We start from the raw sequence: 19,102 nt of genomic DNA, 5'->3' as shown, positions 1-19,102 counted from the left end.
CTCTCCCTCAAGAAAAAGAAAAGCTGCCACGAGGCGAAACCTCGTGGCAGCTTCACACCTCGTGGGAAAAGGTTAAGCCTCGACCGGGACGATGTTGACCGTCTTGCGACCACGCTTGGAGCCGAAGAGCACCGAGCCGGCGGCCGTGGCGAACAGGGTGTCGTCGCCACCGCGACCGACGTTCACGCCCGGGTGGAAGTGAGTGCCGCGCTGACGGACGAGGATCTCGCCGGCCTTGACGACCTGGCCGCCGAAACGCTTGACGCCCAGTCGCTGGGCGGCTGAATCGCGACCGTTACGAGAGCTGGACGCGCCCTTTTTATGTGCCATGTCTGTTCGCTCCCTTACTTACTTGATGCCGGTGACCTTGACGACCGTCAGCTGCTGACGGTGGCCCTGGCGCTTGTGGTAGCCGGTCTTGTTCTTGAACTTGTGGATACGGATCTTCGGGCCCTTGGTGTGCTCGAGCACCTCACCGGTGACAGCGACCTTGGCCAGCGCGTCGGCACTGGTGGTGACCTTCGCACCCTCGACCACGAGAGCGACGGGCAGCGACACCGAGGCGCCCTGCTCAGCGTCGAGCTTCTCGATCTTGACCACGTCACCGACGGCAACCTTGTACTGCTTGCCACCAGTCTTGACGATTGCGTACGTGGCGTTATCGGCTGCCATCGTTGGTGTTCCTCTGTTCTTCGTTTCGTCTACTGCGGGGCGCGCGCCACCCGAAGGCTGCGAGCGCGGGTCTTAGGTTGGAGCGGCGCGGGCGTCCGCAGCTCTCCATGTCGCCGGTGTCGGCCAGGCGACAACTGGTCAAGGGTACGTGACCAGTTAATCGAGGGTCAAACCGCGTGGACCCTCACGGCATCAGCCATCGACACCTCCGACCGGCGGACCGGCGGGACGGGCCGCAGCGCGGCGCCGCTGCCGGACGACGGGAACCTGGGCGACGACCGGTTCAGCGGGCTGATCAGCCTCGTCCTCGTCGTCTTCGTCGTCGTCCTCATCCGAGTCGTCCTCGTCCGAGTCGTCGTCTTCGTCGGTGTCGTCGTCGAGGTCCAGCTCGTCGCTGTCGTCGTCGCCGTCCTCGAAGTCCTCGTCGAGCTCGACTTCGAGCTCATCGTCTTCCGAGTCCTCGTCGGTGTCCAGCTCGGTCAGCACCTCGGCGGACTCGACGGCGTCGCCGTCGGCCGCTTCGTCGGCCAGACCCTCGGTGTCCTCGGTGGCGTCCTCGTCGTCGAGCTCGTCCTCGTGCTTGCCGTTCGCGGCCGCCATGGCCTTGAACATCGGGTGCTCGCCCTGCGGATGCGACGGCACCTTGGCCACCGGCGTCTCCTCGGCGCGCGGCGCGGCCTTCTTGGCGCGCTTGCTGCGCCGGCCGCCACCACCGGCGCCGCCGGCGGCCTCGGCCTTCCGGCCGTTCGCCGACGCGGTGTCCACCGGATCGCCGTGCAGCATGATGCCGCGGCCCGCGCAGTGCGGACACGTCGTGGAGAACGCCTCGATCAGGCCGGTGCCGAGCCGCTTGCGGGTCAGCTGCACCAGTCCGAGGGAGGTGACCTCGGACACCTGGTGGCGGGTCCGGTCCCGGGCCAGCGCCTCGGTCAGACGGCGCAGCACCAGGTCACGGTTGGATTCGAGCACCATGTCGATGAAGTCGATGACGATGATGCCGCCGATGTCCCGCAGCCGCAGCTGACGGACGATCTCCTCGGCCGCTTCGAGGTTGTTGCGGGTGACCGTCTGCTCCAGGTTGCCGCCCGAGCCGGTGAACTTGCCGGTGTTGACGTCGACGACGGTCATGGCCTCGGTGCGGTCGATCACCAGGGTGCCACCCGAGGGCAGCCAGACCTTGCGGTCCATCGCCTTGGCCAGCTGCTCGTCGATGCGGTACACGGAGAACACGTCCGGACCCGTGGGCCCGCCGGCGGGCTCGTACTGCGAGATGCGCGAGAGCAGTTCGGGCGCAACCGCGTTCACGTAGCCGTTGATGGTGTTCCAGGCCTCGTCACCCGACACCACGAGCTTGGAGAAGTCCTCGTTGAACAGGTCGCGGATGACCTTGACCAGGACGTCGGGCTCCTCGTACAGCGCCACGGCGGCGCCGGCGGCCTTGGCCTTGGTCTCGGCAGCCGTCGTCTCGATCTCGGTCCAGCGTTCCTGCAACCGGTTGACGTCCGCGCGGATGTCCTCTTCCTTCACGCCCTCGGACGCGGTGCGGATGATCACACCGGCGTCGGCGGGCACGACCTCCTTGAGGATTTCCTTCAGGCGCTGGCGCTCGGTGTCCGGCAGCTTGCGGCTGATGCCGGTCGACGACGCCCCCGGCACGTACACCAGGTAGCGACCGGCCAGCGAAATCTGCGTGGTGAGGCGCGCGCCCTTGTGCCCGACCGGGTCCTTGCTGACCTGGACGACGACGTAGTCGCCGGGCTTGAGCGCCTGCTCGATCTTGCGGTTGTTGCCGCCGAGGCCGGCAGCCTCCCAGTTGACCTCGCCGGCGTAGAGCACACCGTTGCGGCCCCGGCCGATGTCGACGAACGCCGCCTCCATCGAGGGCAGCACGTTCTGCACGATGCCGAGGTAGATGTTGCCGACCAGGCTGGCCGACGCGGCGGACGTCACGAAGTGCTCGACCACCACGCCGTCTTCCAGCACGGCGATCTGGGTGTAGCGGGCACCTTCGTGCGGCGGCTCGGTGCGGATCTTGTCGCGCACCACCATCACGCGCTCGACGGCTTCGCGGCGGGCCAGGAACTCGGCCTCGCTCAGGATCGGCGGCCGGCGCCGGCCCGCGTCCCGGCCGTCACGACGGCGCTGACGCTTGGCCTCGAGCCGGGTGGACCCGGTGATGCCCTGGATTTCGTTGTTGTCCGACTTGGTGCGCGGGGCGCGCTCGTGGACGACGGTGTTGGGCGGATCGTCGGGCGAACCGGCCTCACCATCGGCATCGTCACCGCCGGCACCGCCCGACTTGCGGCGGCGACGACGGCGGCGACGGCGGCTGGCACCGTCGGACGCGTTCGCGTCGTCGTCACCGGCGTCTTCGTCGGCCTCGCCGTCGGTGTCCTCGTCACCTTCGGCCGACGCATCCTGCGTCTCGCCTTCGGCGTCACCGTCGGTGGCGTCGTCGCTGCTCTGTTCACCCCGGCCGCGGCCACGACCCCGGCGGCCACGACGGCGGCGCCGGTTGGCGGGCCGCTCGCCGTCTTCGTCGGTGCCGTCCTCGCCGCCCTCGTCGGCGGCGTCGGCCGCATCGTCGGCGGTGTCGTCGTCGGCGAAGTCGTCGGGCTCGGCGGGCGGCCGGAATGTCACGGGCTGCGGCGCCACGAACAGCGGCAGGTAGTCGGCGGGCTCGGCAGCGGGCGCCGGGACCGTCTCGAGTAGCAGGCGGGACTCGGGCTCGTCTTCGTCGGGCTCCGCGGCACCGGCATCGGCCGCCTCGCGGGCGATCTCGACGGCGGCTTCGGCGACGTCGACGGCTTCGACGGCGACCTCGGCGGTCACTTCGGTGCTTTCGCTGACGACCTCGACCAGCACTTCGGCCGCCGGCTCGACGGTCGCGGCCGGTGCGGGGTCCTGCGTCGCCTCGCCACCGAGTCCCAGCAGGTCACGGACCCGCTCGGCCTCGGCGCGCGTCACCGTGGACGCCGGGTTGCGGGGCCTACCGTCGACCCCGGCGAGGGTCTCGGTGATCTTCTTGCTGGTCGTCCCGAGGATCCGGGCGAGCGAGAAAATCCGCAGGCGCTCGGGGAGCTCTATCGGCTCCGCTGCGCTGCTGGCGTCTTCGGATCGGGCTTCAAGTTGGGCATCGTCGGCCACGTATTCTCCTCAAGCCCCCGGGCGCGTCGTGCGACGCGGCCACGCGAGGGCTTCTTGTATTGGCTCGGGGAACTTCTCCCGAGATTGTTGTGGTCTCGCACCTAGCGGCCCACGGGGAGCCCTCGGTGCCTGGCTGAATGATGGCTGGACGGTCGGCGCCGCACCCGGATTACTCCGGGTGGTCGCGTCGTCTAAGTCTTCATCCGGGCGTCCGCTCCTGGTATGAAGCAGGTCACCCGTAGGCCAGTATCCCACATCGTCGGCCAATCTCCGACGAGGTGCCGCCGGTAGCTCAGCTACCGGCGGACCACAGTGTCAGCTACCGGGGAACCACAAGGCGATTTCACGGGCCGCGGACTCCGGGGAATCCGAGCCGTGCACCAGGTTGTCCTGGGTGACCAGGGCCAGGTCACCACGGATGGTGCCGGTCGCGGCCTTCTCCACCGGGTCGGTGCCGCCGGCGATCTGCCGGAAAGCGGCGACGGCCCGCGGGCCCTCGACGATGGCGGCCACCACCGGGCCGGAGGTGATGAATTCCAGCAGGTCACCGAAGAAAGGCTTGCCCTCGTGCTCGGCGTAGTGCTTGGTCGCCAGCTCCACGCTGACGGTCTTCAGCTCCAGTGCAGCGAAGGTCAGGCCCTTGCGCTCGATCCGGCTGATGATTTCGCCGATCAGGTTGCGCTTGACGCCGTCGGGCTTGATCAAAACAAGGGTCTGCTCAGTCACGGCGGACAGCGTACTAGTCAGTAACCGAATGGAGCGATTCGGGCGCAGGTCATTGCTGGCCGGGCAGCAGGCCGCGGTCCTGGCGGCGCTTGACCTCGGACCGCAGGTACGCGATCAGGACCCAGACGAGCAGGAAGATGATGCCGACGATGCCGATGGTGACGTCGATGAACGCACCGAGGATCAGCACGAACTGCATACCGATGTTGACCCACAGCGCCCACGACCGGCCCTGCATCCCCGACAACAGGCCCAGGACGACCGCCATGCCGATGAGGTAGCCGCTGCTGAGCGGCGTCAGGCCGCCGTGGAACACCGACACCACCGGCAGCGCCAGCAGCACCACGATGACTTCCAGGATCAGGGTGCCGGCCATCACGCCGCGGAAGCTCTTCCAGGGGTCGGGCTGGTTCGGGGCGGTCATGCCGGGTCCTTTCCGAACAGGGTGCGGGCCGCACCGGCCGTCACGACCGAACCGGTGATCACCATGCCCGCGCCGGAGAACCCGTCGGAGGAGCCGTAGTCGTTGCCCGACTGCTCCACCAGCGCCGTCGCCGCCTCGATGGCGTCGGGCAGGTTCGGTGCGGTGACGACGCGTTCGGGGCCGAAGGTCTCCTCGGCCAGGGACGCCAGCGTCTCGGTGTCCATGGCGCGCGGCGACCCGTTGTGGGTCACCACCACCAGGTCGAACGCCGGCTCGAGCGCGGCCAGGATGCCGGTGACGTCCTTGTCGGCCATGACCGAGATGACGCCGACCAGGAACCGGAACTCGAACTCGGTCTGCAATGCGTCGGCGAGCGCCGCGGCGCCGGCCGGATTGTGCGCGGCGTCGATGAACACCGTTGGGGCGCTGCGCATCCGCTCCAGGCGGCCGGGGGTGGTCACCGACGCGAAGCCCTGACGGACGGTGTCGACATCGAGCTGACGGTCGGCACCGGCGCCGAAGAACGCCTCGACGGCAGCCAGCGCCAGGACGGCATTGTGCGCCTGATGCTCGCCGTGCAGTGGCAGGAAGATGTCGGTGTAGACACCGCCGAGGCCCTGCAGTTCCAGCAGCTGCCCCCCGACGGCGACCTGCCGGGCGCGGACGGCGAACTCGGACTCCTCACGGGCGACGGCGGCGTCGGCCGTAACCGCCTGCGCCATCAGCACTTCCATGGCCTCGGGAACCTGGCGGGCGATCACCGCGACAGTGCTGGGATCGGTGCCGGCGGGCACCAGGTCGGGCTGCTGGCGGGCGATGATGCCGGCCTTCTCCCCCGCGATCGCGGCGATGGTGTCGCCGAGATAATCGGTGTGGTCCAGGCCGATCGGCGTGATGACGGCGACCGGGGCGTCGACGACGTTGGTGGCATCCCACCGTCCGCCGAGGCCGGTTTCGATGACGGCGACGTCCACGGGTGCGTCGGCGAACGCGGCGAACGCCATGGCGGTGAGCACCTCGAACTTGCTCATCTTGGGGCCGGGCTCACCCAGCTCACCCGCTTCCGACTGCCGGTCGACAATCTCGACGAACGGCTCGATCTCGGTGTAGGTGGCGACGTATTGCGCTGGGCTGATGGGCTTTCCGTCGATCGCGATGCGTTCGGTGGCGGCCTGCAGGTGCGGGCTCGTCGTCCGGCCGGTGCGCCGCGAGAACGCCGTCAGCAGCGCGTCGATCATCCGGGTGACCGAGGTCTTGCCGTTGGTGCCGGCCACGTGGATGCTCGGATAGCCGCGCTGCGGCGAACCGAGCATCTCCAGCAGCGCCTCGATCCGGACGGTGCTCGGCTCGATCTTGGTCTCCGGCCACCGCTGGTCGAGCAGATACTCGACCTGCAGCAGTTCGGCGATCTCGTCGGGTGTGGGGGTGCTCATGCGGACGGCAGGCCGGCCAGCCGGGTGTTGATCCGGTCGACCTCTTCCTGGGCGAGCTGCTGGCGGGCCCGGATCTTGGCGACCACATCCTCCGGCGCCTTCGCGAGGAACGCCTCGTTACCCAATTTGCCTGCGGTCTGGGCGAGTTCCTTCTGCGCGGCGGCCAGGTCCTTCTCCAGCCGGCGCCGCTCGGCGGCGACGTCGACGGTGCCCGAGGTGTCCACCTCGACGACGACGGTGCCCTTGGACAGCCGGACCTCCACCGCCGCCGAGGGATTGAAGCCGTCGGCCGGCTCGGTCAGCCAGGCCAGGGAGGTCACCGCGGCCACCTGGGCATCCAGGTCGGCCTCGCTGATGCCCACCAGGCGGGCGGGCACCTTCTGCCGGTCGTTGAGGCCCTGGTCACTACGGAACCGGCGGACCTCGGTGATGAGCTTCTGCATGTCGGTGATCCGCTGCGCGGAATCCTGATCGAGCGCGACACCGGAGGCCTGCGGCCATTCCGCGATGACCAGCGACTCGCCACCGGTCAGCGACTTCCACAGCGCCTCGGTGACGAACGGCATCACCGGGTGCAGCAGCTTGAGCAGCACGTCGAGCACCGCGGCCAGGACCGCCTTGGTGTGCTCGGCGCGCGAACCACCTTCGAACAGTTGGGCTTTCGCGAGCTCGAGGTACCAGTCACAGAACTCGTCCCACGCGAAGTGGTACAGCGCCTCGCAGGCCCGGCTGAATTCGTAGCGCTCGAGCGTGTTGTCCACCTCGGCCCGGACCTCTTCGAGACGGCCCAGAATCCAGCGGTCGGCGTCGGTGAGCTCAGCGGCTTCCGGCAGCGGAGCCGGCGCCGCACCATTCATCATCGCGAAACGCGTTGCGTTGAACAGCTTGGTCGCGAAGTTGCGGGACGCGCGGGCGTGGTCCTCACCGATCGACAGGTCGCCACCGGGGCTGGCACCGCGGGCCAGGGTGAAGCGCAGCGCATCGGCGCCGAACGTCTCGACCCAGTCCAGCGGGTCGATGCCATTGCCCTTGGACTTGCTCATCTTCTGCCCGAACTGATCGCGGATCAGCCCGTGCAGGAAGACGTTCTCGAACGGCACCTTCGCGCCGCCCAGCACCGGATCGTCGGCGACGAAGGTGCCGAACATCATCATGCGGGCCACCCAGAAGAACAGGATGTCGTAGCCCGTGACCAGAACCGTTGTCGGATAGAACTTCTCGAGCTCCGGCGTCTTGTCGGGCCAGCCCATGGTCGAGAACGGCCAGAGCGCCGAGGAGAACCACGTGTCGAGCACGTCGGGGTCCTGCTCCCAGCCGGCCGGCGGCTCCTCGTCGGGGCCGACGCACACGGTCTCGCCGTCCGGGCCGTGCCAGATCGGGATGCGGTGTCCCCACCAGAGCTGCCGGGAGATGCACCAGTCGTGCATGTCGTCGACCCAGGCGAACCAGCGGGGCTCCAGGCTGGTCGGGTGAATCACGGTGTCGCCGTTCCGGACTGCGTCACCGGCGGCCTTGGCCAGCGATTCGACCTTGACCCACCACTGCATCGACAGCCGCGGCTCGATGGCCTCGCCGCTGCGCTCCGAGTGCCCGACGCTGTGCAGGTACGGCCGCTTCTCGGCAACGATCCGCCCCTCGGCGGCCAGCTTCTCGCGCACCTTGACGCGGGCCTCGAACCGATCCATGCCGTCGAATTCGGTTCCGGTACCGGCGATGGCGCCCTTGGTGTCCATGATGGTCGGCATCGCCAGGTTGTGCCGCAGTCCGATCTCGAAGTCGTTCGGATCGTGGGCCGGCGTGACTTTGACTGCGCCCGTACCGAATTCGGGGTCGACGTGCTCGTCGGCCACGATGATGATGTCGCGGTCCAGGAACGGGTGCGGCAGGGTCTTGCCGACCAGCGCGCGGTAGCGCTCGTCGTCGGGATGCACCGCGATGGCGGTGTCACCGAGCATCGTCTCGAGTCGCGTGGTGGCCACGACCAGGTGGGGCTCGGCGTCGTTCATCGAGCCGTAGCGGAACGAGACCAACTCGCCCTCGACGTCGTCGTACTTCACCTCGAGGTCGGAGATCGCGGTCTCCAGCACCGGCGACCAGTTCACCAGCCGCTCGGCGCGGTAGATCAGGCCGGCGTCGAACAGCCGTTTGAAAATGGTGCGGACGGCGCGCGACAGGCCCTCGTCCATGGTGAAGCGGTCCCGGCTCCAGTCGACGCCGTCGCCCAGGCGGCGCATCTGGCCGCCGATGGTGCCGCCGGACTCGCGCTTCCACTCCCAGACCTTCTCGACGAAGCCCTCGCGGCCGAAGTCCTCTTTGGTCTTGCCGTCGGCGGCAAGCTGCTTCTCGACCAGGGTCTGCGTGGCGATACCAGCGTGGTCCATGCCGGGCAGCCACAGCACCTCGTAACCCTGCATGCGCTTCCGCCGGGTGAGCGCGTCCATCAGGGTGTGGTCGAGCGCGTGGCCCATGTGCAGGCTGCCGGTGACGTTCGGCGGCGGCAGCACGATGGAGTACGGCGGCTTGTCGCTGGTCGGGTCGGCGGTGAAGTACCCGGCGTCGACCCAGCCCTGGTACATGTCAGCTTCTACCGCGCTCGGATCCCACGTTTTGGGCAGGGCATCGGCCGCGTTCACGGTCGTGGGATCAGGCGTATCGCTGGCAGTCACCGGCCAATTCTAGGTAAACCCGGTGACCGGACGTAAAACTGCCCCTCGGGGCCTACTTCTTGTTGCCGAACAGCCCGCCCAGGACGCTGCCGAGCACGCCGCCGGCGCCCTGGTTGCCGCCACCGCCGAGGACGCTGCCCAGGATGCTGCCGAGCGGGTTGTCACCGGAGCTCGTATTGCCGCCGGCGTTGTTACCGCCCAGCGCGCCGCCGAGGATGTTGCCCAGCACGTCGCCGAGACCACCGCCACCGGACGCCGCGGGCGTGGACGCTGCGCCGCCGCCGGTGAGCTGCTTGCCGATGTAGGCCAGCACGATGGGCGCCAGGATCGGCAGCAGCTTCTGGATCAGCTCACTGTTACCCGCGCCACCGCCGGCCAGCGCCGACGCCACCTGGCCGCTGTCGTTGCCGCCGAAGATCTTCGCGACGGCGTCGGCGCCCTGGTCCTGGTTGACCTGGTCGACCGTCACCCCACCGTCGAGCAGCCCGCTCGCCGCGTGATCGGCGGCTTCGCTTTCGAGGCCGGCCGCGGTGTCGGGGTGGTCCTGCGCGGTCTGCTGTACACCGCCGAGCAGCAACGGCACCAGCTGTTGTACGGCGCTGTTCACCTCCCCTTCATCAGCGCCGAGCTTGGCCGCAATCTCTTGTGTCGGAATCTGATTGAGCAGTTCGTCAAGACCAGCCATGGCATGTTCCCCTCGTCACCGATGTGTGTGAAGCGCCTCGCCGCCGACACTAGCCGGGTCGGCGGCGAGGCACAGCACTTCGGCGCTTGCTGCGCGAATCAGCGCCCCAGCGCCTCGGTTTCGAACGTGACGCCGGCGGCCGGCAGCCGCGTCATCAACACATCGCCCATCGCCGCGGCCGGCGTCAGCACGCCCTTCAGATCCGACAGCCGGTCGCGGTCGAGGGCCAGCGCCAGCCCGCTCTCGCCCAGCAGCACCGCGGTCGCCTTGTAGCCCGGGTCACCCTGCTGCGCCATGACCGAGCGGTACCGGGCGCCGCTGGTGGTGCGGGTGTAGGTCTCGACGCGGTAGTAGCCCTTGTCCCGCGCCTGCTCGCTGGGGCCGGTCCCGGGCTTCGGCACGACACGGTCGATAAGGCCGCGGGGCAGCTTGTTGAAGAAGCGGCTGCCGAGGTTCATGACGGCCGCGTTGGCCGCGGTACCCAGCGCCGAGGCCACCGGCGCGATGGGCGACGACCCCAGGCTCATGTGCTCCGAGTACCGCAAGCGGCGCCCGTACTCCCAGCCCAGCAGTGCGTTGCTGCGCCGCACGATGCGGGTGTTGGCCACCGCCATGACGAAGGCACCGGTCCACGTGCCGGCGAGTTCGGGGGCGATGTCGCGGCCCCGGCGCCACGGGGTGTCGGTCTGGTGGCCGAGGTCGGGCTCCGCACCGCGATCGGTCGTCAGCGTGTACGGGTCCATCATGGTCCGGCGCAGTTCTTCGTCACCGGACGTCCGCGTGAACAGCTCGAGCATCGAGGCGACGGTGCCGCCGGATACCCCGCCGGAGAATCCGCGGAGCACGTAGTCGGTGTCGGTGAGCTCGCCGGCGCCGTCCGCCGCGGCGGCCTTGTACAGCGCGTAGACGGTGAGATCCGAAGGGATGGAATCGAATCCGCACGAGTGCACGATGCGCGCACCGGTGTCGGCGGCCTGCTTGTGGAACAGGTCGATGCTCTCGCGGATGAAGAGGCTCTCGCCGGTCAGGTCGGCGTAGTCGGTGCCGGCGGCGGCACACGCTGCCACGAGCGGCAGGCCGTATTTGAGGTACGGCCCGACCGTGGTGGCGACCACCTGGGTCCGCTCGGCCATGGCATCCAGGGTGTGCTGCGACGCGGCATCGGCCTGGATCAGGCCCCAGTTCTGCCCGGCCGCGCCGAGCGAGTCGCGGACCGCGGCCAGTTTGTCCATCGACCGGCCCGCCAGCGCTATCCGCGCCTGCCCTCCGTTCTCGGCCAGGTATTGGGCGGTGAGCTTCCCGACGAAGCCGGTGGCGCCATAGAGGACGATGTCGAATTCGCGCTGCGGTGCGGTCATGCTGCCAACCTAACCGAGGGTCTCCGGCAGGTCGACGTGTTCTTTGCGCACGTGCTCGGACAGGAATGCCGTCACCACCTGGTACCAGATCTTGGCGTGCTGCGGCGCGGCGATCCAATGACCTTCGGACGGGTAATAGAGGTAGCGGTGCACAGTTTCACCGGTGTCGTCGGCCGGTAGCCCCGACCGGGTCACCAGGTCGTTCCACAACCGCAGTCCTTCGCCGATGGGGACGCGATAGTCCTTGTCGCCGTGGATCACCAGCATCGGCGTCCTGATGTTCTCGACATGGCGGTGCGGCGAATTGCGTTCGGCCATCTCGGGTGTCATCTCACGGGCCCACCAGTAGGCGCCGTCGGTCGTCGGCCCGAACTGATCGAGCGCCCACAGGCTGGCGTGCGTGACGATGGCGGCGAACCGGTCGGTGTGCCCGGCGATCCAGTTGGCCATGTAGCCACCGAACGAGCCGCCCATGGCGGCGATCCGGCCGGCGTCGATGCGCGGGTGCGCGCAGGCCGCGTCGACGGCCGCCATCAGGTCGGTATACGGCGCGAAACCCCAAGCGCCCCAGCCACGTTGGATGAAGTCCTGACCGTAGCCGGTGGACAGCGCCGGGTCCGGCATCAGCACCGCGTAGCCGAGCGCGGTGAGCAGCCAGGGATTCCACCGCCAGTGCCAGGTGTTCCAGCTGCCCAGCGGCCCGCCGTGCACCCACAACAGCAGTGGCGCGGGCGCGTCGCCGGCCGGCAGTGTCAGCCAGGAACGAACGGGCGTGCCGTCGTCCGCGGTCGCCGTCAGCTCGACCAATTCGCCTGGCAGTGCCGGAAATTCGACGCCCGGCAGCACGGTGACGGATCCGTCGGCGTCGACGCGGACCGGATGCGGCGGCGTCAGGTAGCTGCTGCGCAGGGCATACAGCGCACCGCCGGCGACGGGCCGCACCTCGCCGTACGCGAAGTCGTCGTGCGTCAGCTGGGTAACGACGCCGCTCGACGGGTCGACGGCGAAGATCGGCGCCCGGCCGTTGTCGTCCGCGGTGACCAGCAGGTTCGACCCGTCGTGCGACCAGGTCACCGAGGCCGGCCAGCGGTCCCAGTGCGCGGTGAGCTCCACCGGCTCGGCACCGAAGACCTGGCGGCACAGGGTGATCCGCGGCGCCTGCTCGGGTGTCGAGTGCGTCTCCCGCAGGTACGCGACGGTGGTGCCGTCGGGCGAGATCGCCGGGTGCCCCAGGTCGGCAGCCGGGTCGTCGGCGATCACGGTGCGCTCCCCCGTCGCGATGTCGATGCGGACCAGCACGCTGCGCAGTGCGGCCCCCGCAGCGGGGACCTGCCACGACGCGACGGCGAAGCTGCCGTCCGCACTGACCGCCACGGTGGCCTCGTTCAATGCCATCCCCGGCTGCAGCGTGATGTCATGGGCCGCACCCGATTCGACGCGGAGCAGGTGCGCGTGATCGGGACCCAGGTCGTGGTCCCAGTGCCGCACCGGGTACCCGGTGTGCAGAATTGCCGACACCTTCTTGTCCTTGCGGAGGGTGCGCAGCCGCTTGTCGTCCTCGGGCGTGCCGGCCGACGGGAGCATCGGCGCCGTCACCACGACGACGTCGGCCGCGCGGGCGGCGTGCACGCCCGTGACGCCGCCCGCCAGCTCCAGAAGTCGTTGTGCCTCACCGCCGTTGGCGGGCAGTTGCCACAGCGCCGCCGGCGGGTCGTCGTCGGTGTCGGTGGGACGGGCCGCGACGAACAGCAGGTCACCGGCCGCGGTGAAGGCCGGCTGGGACTCCCCCTTGGCTCCGTACGTCAGCCGGCGCGCCTCGCGCTGACCGTCGGGGTCGAGTTCCCAAGCCGCGGTGACGAATTCGGTGCCCTTGGCGTTCAGCTCGCTGATCATCGTGACGACGCGACGGCCGTCGGGTGAGACCGCGAGCCCGGACACCCGGGGCAGTGAGAAGTACGTATCCAGGTCGTCGAACGGTGTCAGGGCCATGCTCCGTTGTTAGCACATGACGGGGCGCCGCCTCGCGCGATCATTGCCTGGGGTGGCGGTCGAGGAAGTCGTCGATGAGGGCATTGACGGTGTCGGGCGCCTCATAGGCGGCCAGGTGGCCGATCCGATCCAGGACCACCAACTCCGAGCCCGGAATCGCCTCGGCCATCCGGCGCACCTCGGCGACGGGGAAGCTCGCGTCCTCGCGACCGGCCACCACCAGTGTCGGGACGGCGATGTGGCCGAACAGCGCGTGCTGGTCGGGACGCCTGACCACGATGCTCTCCACCGCGAAGCTGGCGGACCGGGCATCGTTGCGCTTGATCATCGTCACCAGCCCGGCGACCAGATCCGGCCGCCGCCGCCGCGTCGTCTTCCCGAGGAAGCGCGGCACGACCGTCGACCGCACGAAGAGTGGGCGCGCGGCCAGCCGGGTCATCCGGGCCGCGAGCGCGAGCTGCAGACGGTCCCAGCGAGGCCCCTCGGACGCCGTGCCGTTGAGCAGGACCGCACACCCGACCCGGTCGGGGAACGTCGCCGACATCGTGCCGCCGATCATGGCGCCCCACGAATTGCCGACGAGGTGCGCCCACGGCAGCCCCAGCGCGTCCAGGACGTCGATGTACGCCCTGGCGCTGTCCGCGAAGGTGAAGGCGCTGCGCAGCGGTTCGCTGCGCCCCTGCCCCGGCGGGTCGACCGCGATCGTGGTGTATCGGGCGGAGAGGTGCGCCACCTGAGCGTCGTACAGCGTGTGATCGGTCAGCAGGCTCGGCATCAGGAGAATCGGGGCACCGGAGCCGCTGACGTGGACCTGCAGGGTGCCGAGGCCGGTCGCGATGTCATGCGTCGCCATGTCCCCATAGTTTCATCAAGTGACGGATCATCCGTGGACGCCGGGGCAACGGCGGTGACGACGACAAAGGGCGCCGGACCTTGTGGTCCGGCGCCCTCTGCTTGTCTCGTCGGCGCGGTTGTGGCGCCCTGAGCCTTCGGGAATCAGCCCCGACGGCCGCAGACCGGCCAAGCGCCCATGCCCTGACGGGCGGCGACGTTCTCGGCGACTCGAATCTGCTCGTCCTTGCTGGCGGTGTGGGGCATGCCCGAACCACCGTTGGCACGCCAGGTGCCGAGGTTGAACTGCAGCCCGCCGTAGTAACCGTTGCCGGTGTTGATGGACCAGTTGCCACCAGACTCACAGGCTGCAACGGCGTCCCAGTTGTGGCCGCCGTCCGCATTCGCGGTACCGGTTCCGATGACCATCGGGGCCACAGCAACTGCCCCAGCAACGGCAACCAGTCCAAGCGTTGTGCGGATGTTCTTCACGTTGTTCCTCTCGCCGAGCGCGCGCCAAACATCGCCCGCGCATAGGCGGTGCGAACTGCTGCCTGCCGGGCAGGCGTTAGGGGGCTGAATCGTGTCGTCTCGGTCGGACACGACAGCGGGGGCGGTTTGATCGGTCCGGGCTCGAGGCCGGCGGACGCCACGGGCAACAGGCCATCTGCTCTGGTCCCACCGCGATCCCGCTCACACGCAGGTTCATGGTTTTTCAGTTGTTTGCTCTCTTGGAGCAGCACGAGGACCGTAGCAAGAATTCGCGCGGCAATGTCGAACCGGTCCCAGCCAGATAACAAGCAGATCACAGCCGAACCTGAGAGGAACATAAGCAGGTCACGCGATATATAAAGCACCCCTAACAAATCACGGTTCGGCAACATTTCGTGATAGAGGTCACCATGAAATTGTGGCGTGGCACACAGAATTCAATTCACACGAGTCACAGTCGTCGCAGGTCAGCGGCACATTTCGGCAGCGCCGCCGCTAAACATCCGGCGTGTCGCCCGGTGAAATCCAGTTGCGCCGGCGCCGCAGTTCGCTGCCGACGGACGCGTCAAACCCGGCGGGACTCGCTAGGGCCGCTCGACACCGCCGCCAATCAGCACTTTTCATGCGTCCGATGCGCACTGTTCGAGCAGCGTTAACCGACCACCTACGCTGGTGAACAACTAAACCTGTTGCACTGCAACAGGTTTCGAATTCGCGAATGCCCCAGGCGACGAATTGTTCGGAATTGCGACGATGAATTTCCGAATTGGGCGCAGAGCGCGGAAATCGCAGTTATTCGAATTCGTGGAACAGCGAGGAATTCAGGGATTCACAGCCGGGCGATGGACCTTTGCTGTGGGTCAGACGAAATCGTCCGGGCTGTTGACGTTGACCAGTGCCCGCTGCCGGTCCATCACCACGCGCTGGGTGTCGGAGGTGTCGACCAGGGCCCGCATGCTGCGCCGCCCGTGGGCCACCAGCTCGTCGGCCCGAGTGGCCAGTGCGGTCCGGTAGATGCCCGCCAGGTAGTGGTCCCGCCCGTCCCAGGGCAGCACCACGTCGGCGTCGACCCGGGCCGCGTGTTCGGCGAGCTCGTCGATCAGCTCGGCCGTCAGATACGGCATGTCGACGGCACATACGAACGCGCGCGGGTATCCGGCGTCGGCCGCGGCGCGCAAACCACGGGCGGTGGCCAGCAGCGGTCCGACCCCCGGGGTCGCGTCGCGCAGCACTTCCGCGTCCAGGTCAGGCAGCGCCTGGCCGCGGGCGGCGATGACGAACACCGCCTGGCAGCGGGACCGCAGCGTCGCCACCGTCTGCTCGACGAACGTGATCTCCCCCGCCGGCCCGCGGAACCGCACGGTGGCCTTGTCGCGCCCCATACGACGAGACGCCCCGCCGGCCAGTACAACTGCGGCCAGCGGGGCGTCTTCGTTCAAGGTGTCGTTACTCTTCGACGGTCCAGGTGTCCTTGCCACGCAGCAAGGATTGCAGAGCGGCGGTGTCGTGCGCCTTGGATTCCCGCGCAGAGGCGATCTGAGCCCGCGCTTCGTCGTCGTAGGTCGGGCGGTTCACCTGACGGAAGATGCCCATCACGGTGTGCTCGAGGTTCTGCTCCGACAGGCGCGACAGCGCGAAGGCGTACGCCGGGTCGTCGAGGTGAGCGTTGTGCACCACGATGTCCGACGGATCGACGTCGGCGGTCTTGCCGATCTCCAGTCCGTAGCCGGACTTGGTCACGCAGTACTCGTTCTCCGCGCCGAAGGTGATCGGCTGGCCGTGCTGCAGGTTGATCAGGCGCTCCTCGGCGCCTTCCTTGCGCAGCGCGTCGAACGAACCGTCGTTGAAGATCGGGCAGTCCTGCAGGATCTCGACGATGGCGGCACCGCGGTGCTGGGCCGCGGCCTTGAGCACCTCGGTCAGACCCTTGCGGTCGGAGTCCAGCGCGCGGCCGACGAACGTCGCCTCGGCACCCAGGGCCAGCGACACCGGGTTGAACGGCTGATCCAGCGAGCCCATCGGGGTCGACTTGGTGACCTTGCCGACCTCGGAGGTCGGCGAGTACTGACCCTTGGTCAGACCGTAGATCCGGTTGTTGAACAGCAGGATCGTGATGTTGATGTTGCGGCGCAGCGCGTGGATCAGGTGGTTACCACCGATCGACAGCGAGTCACCGTCACCGGTGACGACCCACACCGACAGGTCCGGGCGCGCCAGCGCCAGACCGGTGGCGATGGTCGGGGCACGACCGTGGATCGAGTGGAAGCCGTAGGTCTCCAGGTAATACGGGAACCGGCTCGAGCAGCCGATGCCGCTGACGAACGCGATGTTCTCGCGGCGCAGGCCCAGCTCCGGCAGGAAGTTGCGGATGGTGTTGAGGATGACGTAGTCACCGCAACCCGGGCACCAGCGCACCTCCTGGTCGCTGGTGAAGTCCTTGCCCTTCTGCGGCTGGTCCGTGGTCGGAACCAGGGCAGTCTTGCTGAGGGCTTCGGTCAGGCCCAGATCAGCACCGATCAGATCCGTCATGCGTTTGCTCCCACACCGGTTTCCACGGTGGCGGCTGCCAGCCGTGCGAACTTGGCCTTGTCAGTTTCCTTCTCGCGCAGCGATCCGTCCAGCGCCGCGCTGATGATGCCCTCGACCTCGTCGGCCAGGAACGCCATGCCCTCGACCTTGGTCACCGACTGGACGTCGACCAGGTACTTGCCGCGCAGCAGGAGCGCCAGCTGGCCGAGGTTCATCTCCGGCACGACGACCTTGTCGTACCTACGCAGCACCTCTTCGAGGTTCGCCGGGAACGGATTGAGGTGGCGCAGCTGCGCGTGGGCAACCTTGACGCCGTTGCGCCGGGCGCGGCGGCAGGCTTCGCCAATCGGGCCGTACGAGCTGCCCCAACCGAGCATCAGCAGCTCGGCTTCGCCGCTCGGGTCGTCGACCTCGAGGTCGGGCACCTTGATGCCGTCGATCTTGAGCTGGCGCAACCGGACCATGAGGTCGTGGTTCTTGGGCTCGTAGGAGATGTTGCCCGAGCCGTTGGCCGCCTCGAGACCACCGATGCGGTGCTCCAGACCCGCGGTACCGGGGATGGCGAACTGGCGGCCCAGCGTCTCGGGGTCACGCGCGTACGGCTGGAACGGCTCGCCCGCCTTGGCGAACGTGTGCTCGATGGCCGGGTAGCCGGCGATGTCCGGGATCCGCCACGGCTCCGAACCGTTGGCGATGGCGCCGTCGGACAGGATGATCACCGGCGTGTGGTAGGTGATGGCGATCCGCGCGGCCTCGACCGCGACGTCGAAGCAGTCCGACGGGGAGGCGGGCGCCAGCACCGCGACGGGCGATTCGCCGTTGCGGCCGTACAGCGCCTGCAGCAGGTCGGCCTGTTCGGTCTTGGTCGGCAGACCGGTGGACGGGCCACCGCGCTGCACGTCGATGACGATGAGCGGCAGCTCGGTCATCACCGCGAGGCCGATGGCCTCCGACTTCAGCGAGACACCGGGGCCCGACGTGCTGGTCACGCCGAGCGCGCCGCCGTACGAGGCACCGATGGCCGCGCCGATACCGGCGATCTCGTCCTCGGCCTGGAAGGTCAGGACATTGAAGTTCTTGTGCTTGGACAGCTCGTGCAGGATGTCGCTGGCCGGGGTGATCGGGTAGGTGCCGAGCACCACCTGGATGTCACCCAGCTGACCGGCGGCGACGATGCCGTACGCCATGGCCGTGTTGCCGGAGATCTGGCGGTATTCACCGGACTTGAGCTTGGCCGGGGCCACCTCGTAGGTGGTGCCGAAGGCCTCGGTGGTCTCGCCGTAGTTCCAGCCGGCCTTGAGCGCCAGCACGTTGGCCTCGGCGATCTCGGGCTTACGGGCGAACTTCTCACGGATGAAGGCCTCGCTGTGCTCCAGCTCGCGGCCGTACATCCAGGACAGCAGGCCGAGCCCGAACATGTTCTTGGCGCGCTGACCGTCCTTCTTGGTCGCGCCGATGGCCTCGACGGCGGCCAGGGTCAGCGTGGTCATCGCCACCGGGATGACGACGAACTCGGACAGCTCGTCGTTCTCGAGCGGGTTCTCCTCGTACCCGACCTTGGCCAGGTTGCGCTTGGTGAACTCGTCGGAGTTGGCGATGATCATGCCGCCGCGCGGCAGGTCGGCGACGTTGGCCTTGAGTGCGGCCGGGTTCATGGCGACCAGCACGTCGGGACGGTCACCGGCGGTGAGGATGTCGTAATCCGCGATCTGGATCTGGAACGACGACACACCGGGCAGAGTGCCCTGTGGTGCGCGGATCTCGGCGGGGTAATTCGGCTGCGTCGCAAGGTCATTGCCGAAGAGCGCGGCTTCCGAAGTGAACCGGTCACCGGTCAGCTGCATACCGTCGCCGGAGTCACCGGCGAAGCGGATGACGACCTTCTCGAGCTTCTGCCGCGAGGCTGCGCCACTCCCGGCGCCGGTGCCGTTGTCGTCGTCGTTGAGACCCACGACGCCTGCCTTTCACACTCTGTTTCGACCGTCCGTCGCACTGTTTCGGAGACGCCGCAGAACGGTGCTCACGATCGCCAGCCCGGCGCCCGCCAAAATTTTGATGTCACTGCTAGTACCGATTATTGCACTTCTCTTAGGGTGCACTCGCCAGGACGCGCCATTGCAGGCGGTGTGGCGGCCCCACAAATGCGCACG

Annotated in this window: 14 protein-coding genes and 1 pseudogene; all 15 read right to left on the bottom strand. The window is 68.3% G+C overall.

All coding sequences use genetic code 11. The features are described from left to right. Positions 1-72: 72 nt before the first annotated feature. The 15 genes and pseudogenes from rpmA to VXD91_RS00570 all read right to left on the bottom strand — a co-directional run bounded on the left by rpmA (position 73) and on the right by VXD91_RS00570 (position 18,904). The gene (gene rpmA, locus VXD91_RS00640; protein WP_020102180.1) at positions 73-330 is read right to left on the bottom strand and encodes a 50S ribosomal protein L27; all 258 of its coding nucleotides are present in this window, start codon (positions 328-330) and stop codon (positions 73-75) included. An 18-nt stretch (positions 331-348) separates the two neighbouring features. Next, positions 349-672, bottom strand: coding sequence for a 50S ribosomal protein L21 (rplU, locus tag VXD91_RS00635; RefSeq protein WP_020102181.1), 324 nt, complete (start codon positions 670-672; stop codon positions 349-351). Positions 673-864: 192 nt separating this feature from the next. Beyond that, entirely contained in the window at positions 865-3,819 is a 2,955-nt protein-coding gene (locus VXD91_RS00630) for an Rne/Rng family ribonuclease (protein ID WP_346414377.1), read from the bottom strand. A 315-nt stretch (positions 3,820-4,134) separates the two neighbouring features. Beyond that, entirely contained in the window at positions 4,135-4,545 is a 411-nt protein-coding gene (gene ndk / locus VXD91_RS00625; RefSeq protein WP_346414376.1) for a nucleoside-diphosphate kinase, read from the bottom strand. Positions 4,546-4,594: 49 nt separating this feature from the next. After that, positions 4,595-4,969, bottom strand: a complete 375-nt coding sequence (locus tag VXD91_RS00620; RefSeq protein WP_212812310.1) for a DUF4233 domain-containing protein — start codon at positions 4,967-4,969, stop codon at positions 4,595-4,597. Further along, on the bottom strand, positions 4,966-6,402 hold the full coding sequence (locus VXD91_RS00615) for a folylpolyglutamate synthase/dihydrofolate synthase family protein (RefSeq protein ID WP_212812311.1): 1,437 nt from the start codon (positions 6,400-6,402) through the stop codon (positions 4,966-4,968). Before VXD91_RS00615 ends, VXD91_RS00620 begins: the two co-directional genes overlap by 4 nt. Further along, positions 6,399-9,068 carry a valine--tRNA ligase gene (locus VXD91_RS00610; protein WP_212812312.1) on the bottom strand — a complete coding sequence of 890 codons (2,670 nt, stop codon included), beginning with the start codon at positions 9,066-9,068 and terminating at the stop codon, positions 6,399-6,401. Before VXD91_RS00610 ends, VXD91_RS00615 begins: the two co-directional genes overlap by 4 nt. Positions 9,069-9,120: 52 nt before the next feature. Beyond that, on the bottom strand, positions 9,121-9,753 hold the full coding sequence (locus tag VXD91_RS00605; protein ID WP_212812313.1) for a DUF937 domain-containing protein: 633 nt from the start codon (positions 9,751-9,753) through the stop codon (positions 9,121-9,123). Between the two features lie 98 nt (positions 9,754-9,851). After that, entirely contained in the window at positions 9,852-11,111 is a 1,260-nt protein-coding gene (locus tag VXD91_RS00600; RefSeq protein WP_346414375.1) for a trans-acting enoyl reductase family protein, read from the bottom strand. A gap of 9 nt (positions 11,112-11,120) precedes the next feature. Then, positions 11,121-13,100, bottom strand: a complete 1,980-nt coding sequence (locus VXD91_RS00595) for an alpha/beta fold hydrolase (RefSeq protein WP_346414374.1) — start codon at positions 13,098-13,100, stop codon at positions 11,121-11,123. A 40-nt stretch (positions 13,101-13,140) separates the two neighbouring features. After that, complete coding sequence (locus tag VXD91_RS00590) at positions 13,141-13,953, bottom strand: alpha/beta fold hydrolase (protein ID WP_212812316.1); 813 nt, start codon at positions 13,951-13,953, stop codon at positions 13,141-13,143. A 143-nt stretch (positions 13,954-14,096) separates the two neighbouring features. After that, positions 14,097-14,318: pseudogene (locus tag VXD91_RS00585) on the bottom strand (transglycosylase family protein); the annotation flags it as partial. A 965-nt stretch (positions 14,319-15,283) separates the two neighbouring features. Beyond that, positions 15,284-15,862, bottom strand: a complete 579-nt coding sequence (gene mobA, locus VXD91_RS00580; RefSeq protein WP_212812318.1) for a molybdenum cofactor guanylyltransferase — start codon at positions 15,860-15,862, stop codon at positions 15,284-15,286. A 7-nt stretch (positions 15,863-15,869) separates the two neighbouring features. Next, a complete protein-coding gene (locus VXD91_RS00575) occupies positions 15,870-16,952 on the bottom strand; it encodes a 2-oxoacid:ferredoxin oxidoreductase subunit beta (protein ID WP_212812319.1) in 1,083 nt (360 codons plus the stop codon). After that, on the bottom strand, positions 16,949-18,904 hold the full coding sequence (locus VXD91_RS00570; RefSeq protein ID WP_212812320.1) for a 2-oxoacid:acceptor oxidoreductase subunit alpha: 1,956 nt from the start codon (positions 18,902-18,904) through the stop codon (positions 16,949-16,951). Before VXD91_RS00570 ends, VXD91_RS00575 begins: the two co-directional genes overlap by 4 nt. Positions 18,905-19,102 lie beyond the last annotated feature (198 nt).

It is taken from the genome of Mycobacterium sp. SM3041 (assembly GCF_039668335.1).
Classification (GTDB): domain Bacteria; phylum Actinomycetota; class Actinomycetes; order Mycobacteriales; family Mycobacteriaceae; genus Mycobacterium.
The sequence above is the reverse complement of the archived record's forward strand: the minus strand, read 5'-3'. Positions and strand labels throughout refer to the sequence as shown.

What these genes read in the sequence shown, in the direction of transcription:
- rplU (WP_020102181.1), bottom strand. Translation starts at nt 672, where the DNA reads ATGGCAGCCGATAACGCCACGTACGCAATCGTCAAGACTGGTGGCAAG.
- VXD91_RS00590 (WP_212812316.1), bottom strand. Translation starts at nt 13,953, where the DNA reads ATGGCGACGCATGACATCGCGACCGGCCTCGGCACCCTGCAGGTCCAC.
- VXD91_RS00620 (WP_212812310.1), bottom strand. Translation starts at nt 4,969, where the DNA reads ATGACCGCCCCGAACCAGCCCGACCCCTGGAAGAGCTTCCGCGGCGTG.
- VXD91_RS00605 (WP_212812313.1), bottom strand. Translation starts at nt 9,753, where the DNA reads ATGGCTGGTCTTGACGAACTGCTCAATCAGATTCCGACACAAGAGATT.
- VXD91_RS00615 (WP_212812311.1), bottom strand. Translation starts at nt 6,402, where the DNA reads ATGAGCACCCCCACACCCGACGAGATCGCCGAACTGCTGCAGGTCGAG.
- rpmA (WP_020102180.1), bottom strand. Translation starts at nt 330, where the DNA reads ATGGCACATAAAAAGGGCGCGTCCAGCTCTCGTAACGGTCGCGATTCA.
- VXD91_RS00595 (WP_346414374.1), bottom strand. Translation starts at nt 13,100, where the DNA reads ATGGCCCTGACACCGTTCGACGACCTGGATACGTACTTCTCACTGCCC.
- VXD91_RS00575 (WP_212812319.1), bottom strand. Translation starts at nt 16,952, where the DNA reads ATGACGGATCTGATCGGTGCTGATCTGGGCCTGACCGAAGCCCTCAGC.
- VXD91_RS00600 (WP_346414375.1), bottom strand. Translation starts at nt 11,111, where the DNA reads ATGACCGCACCGCAGCGCGAATTCGACATCGTCCTCTATGGCGCCACC.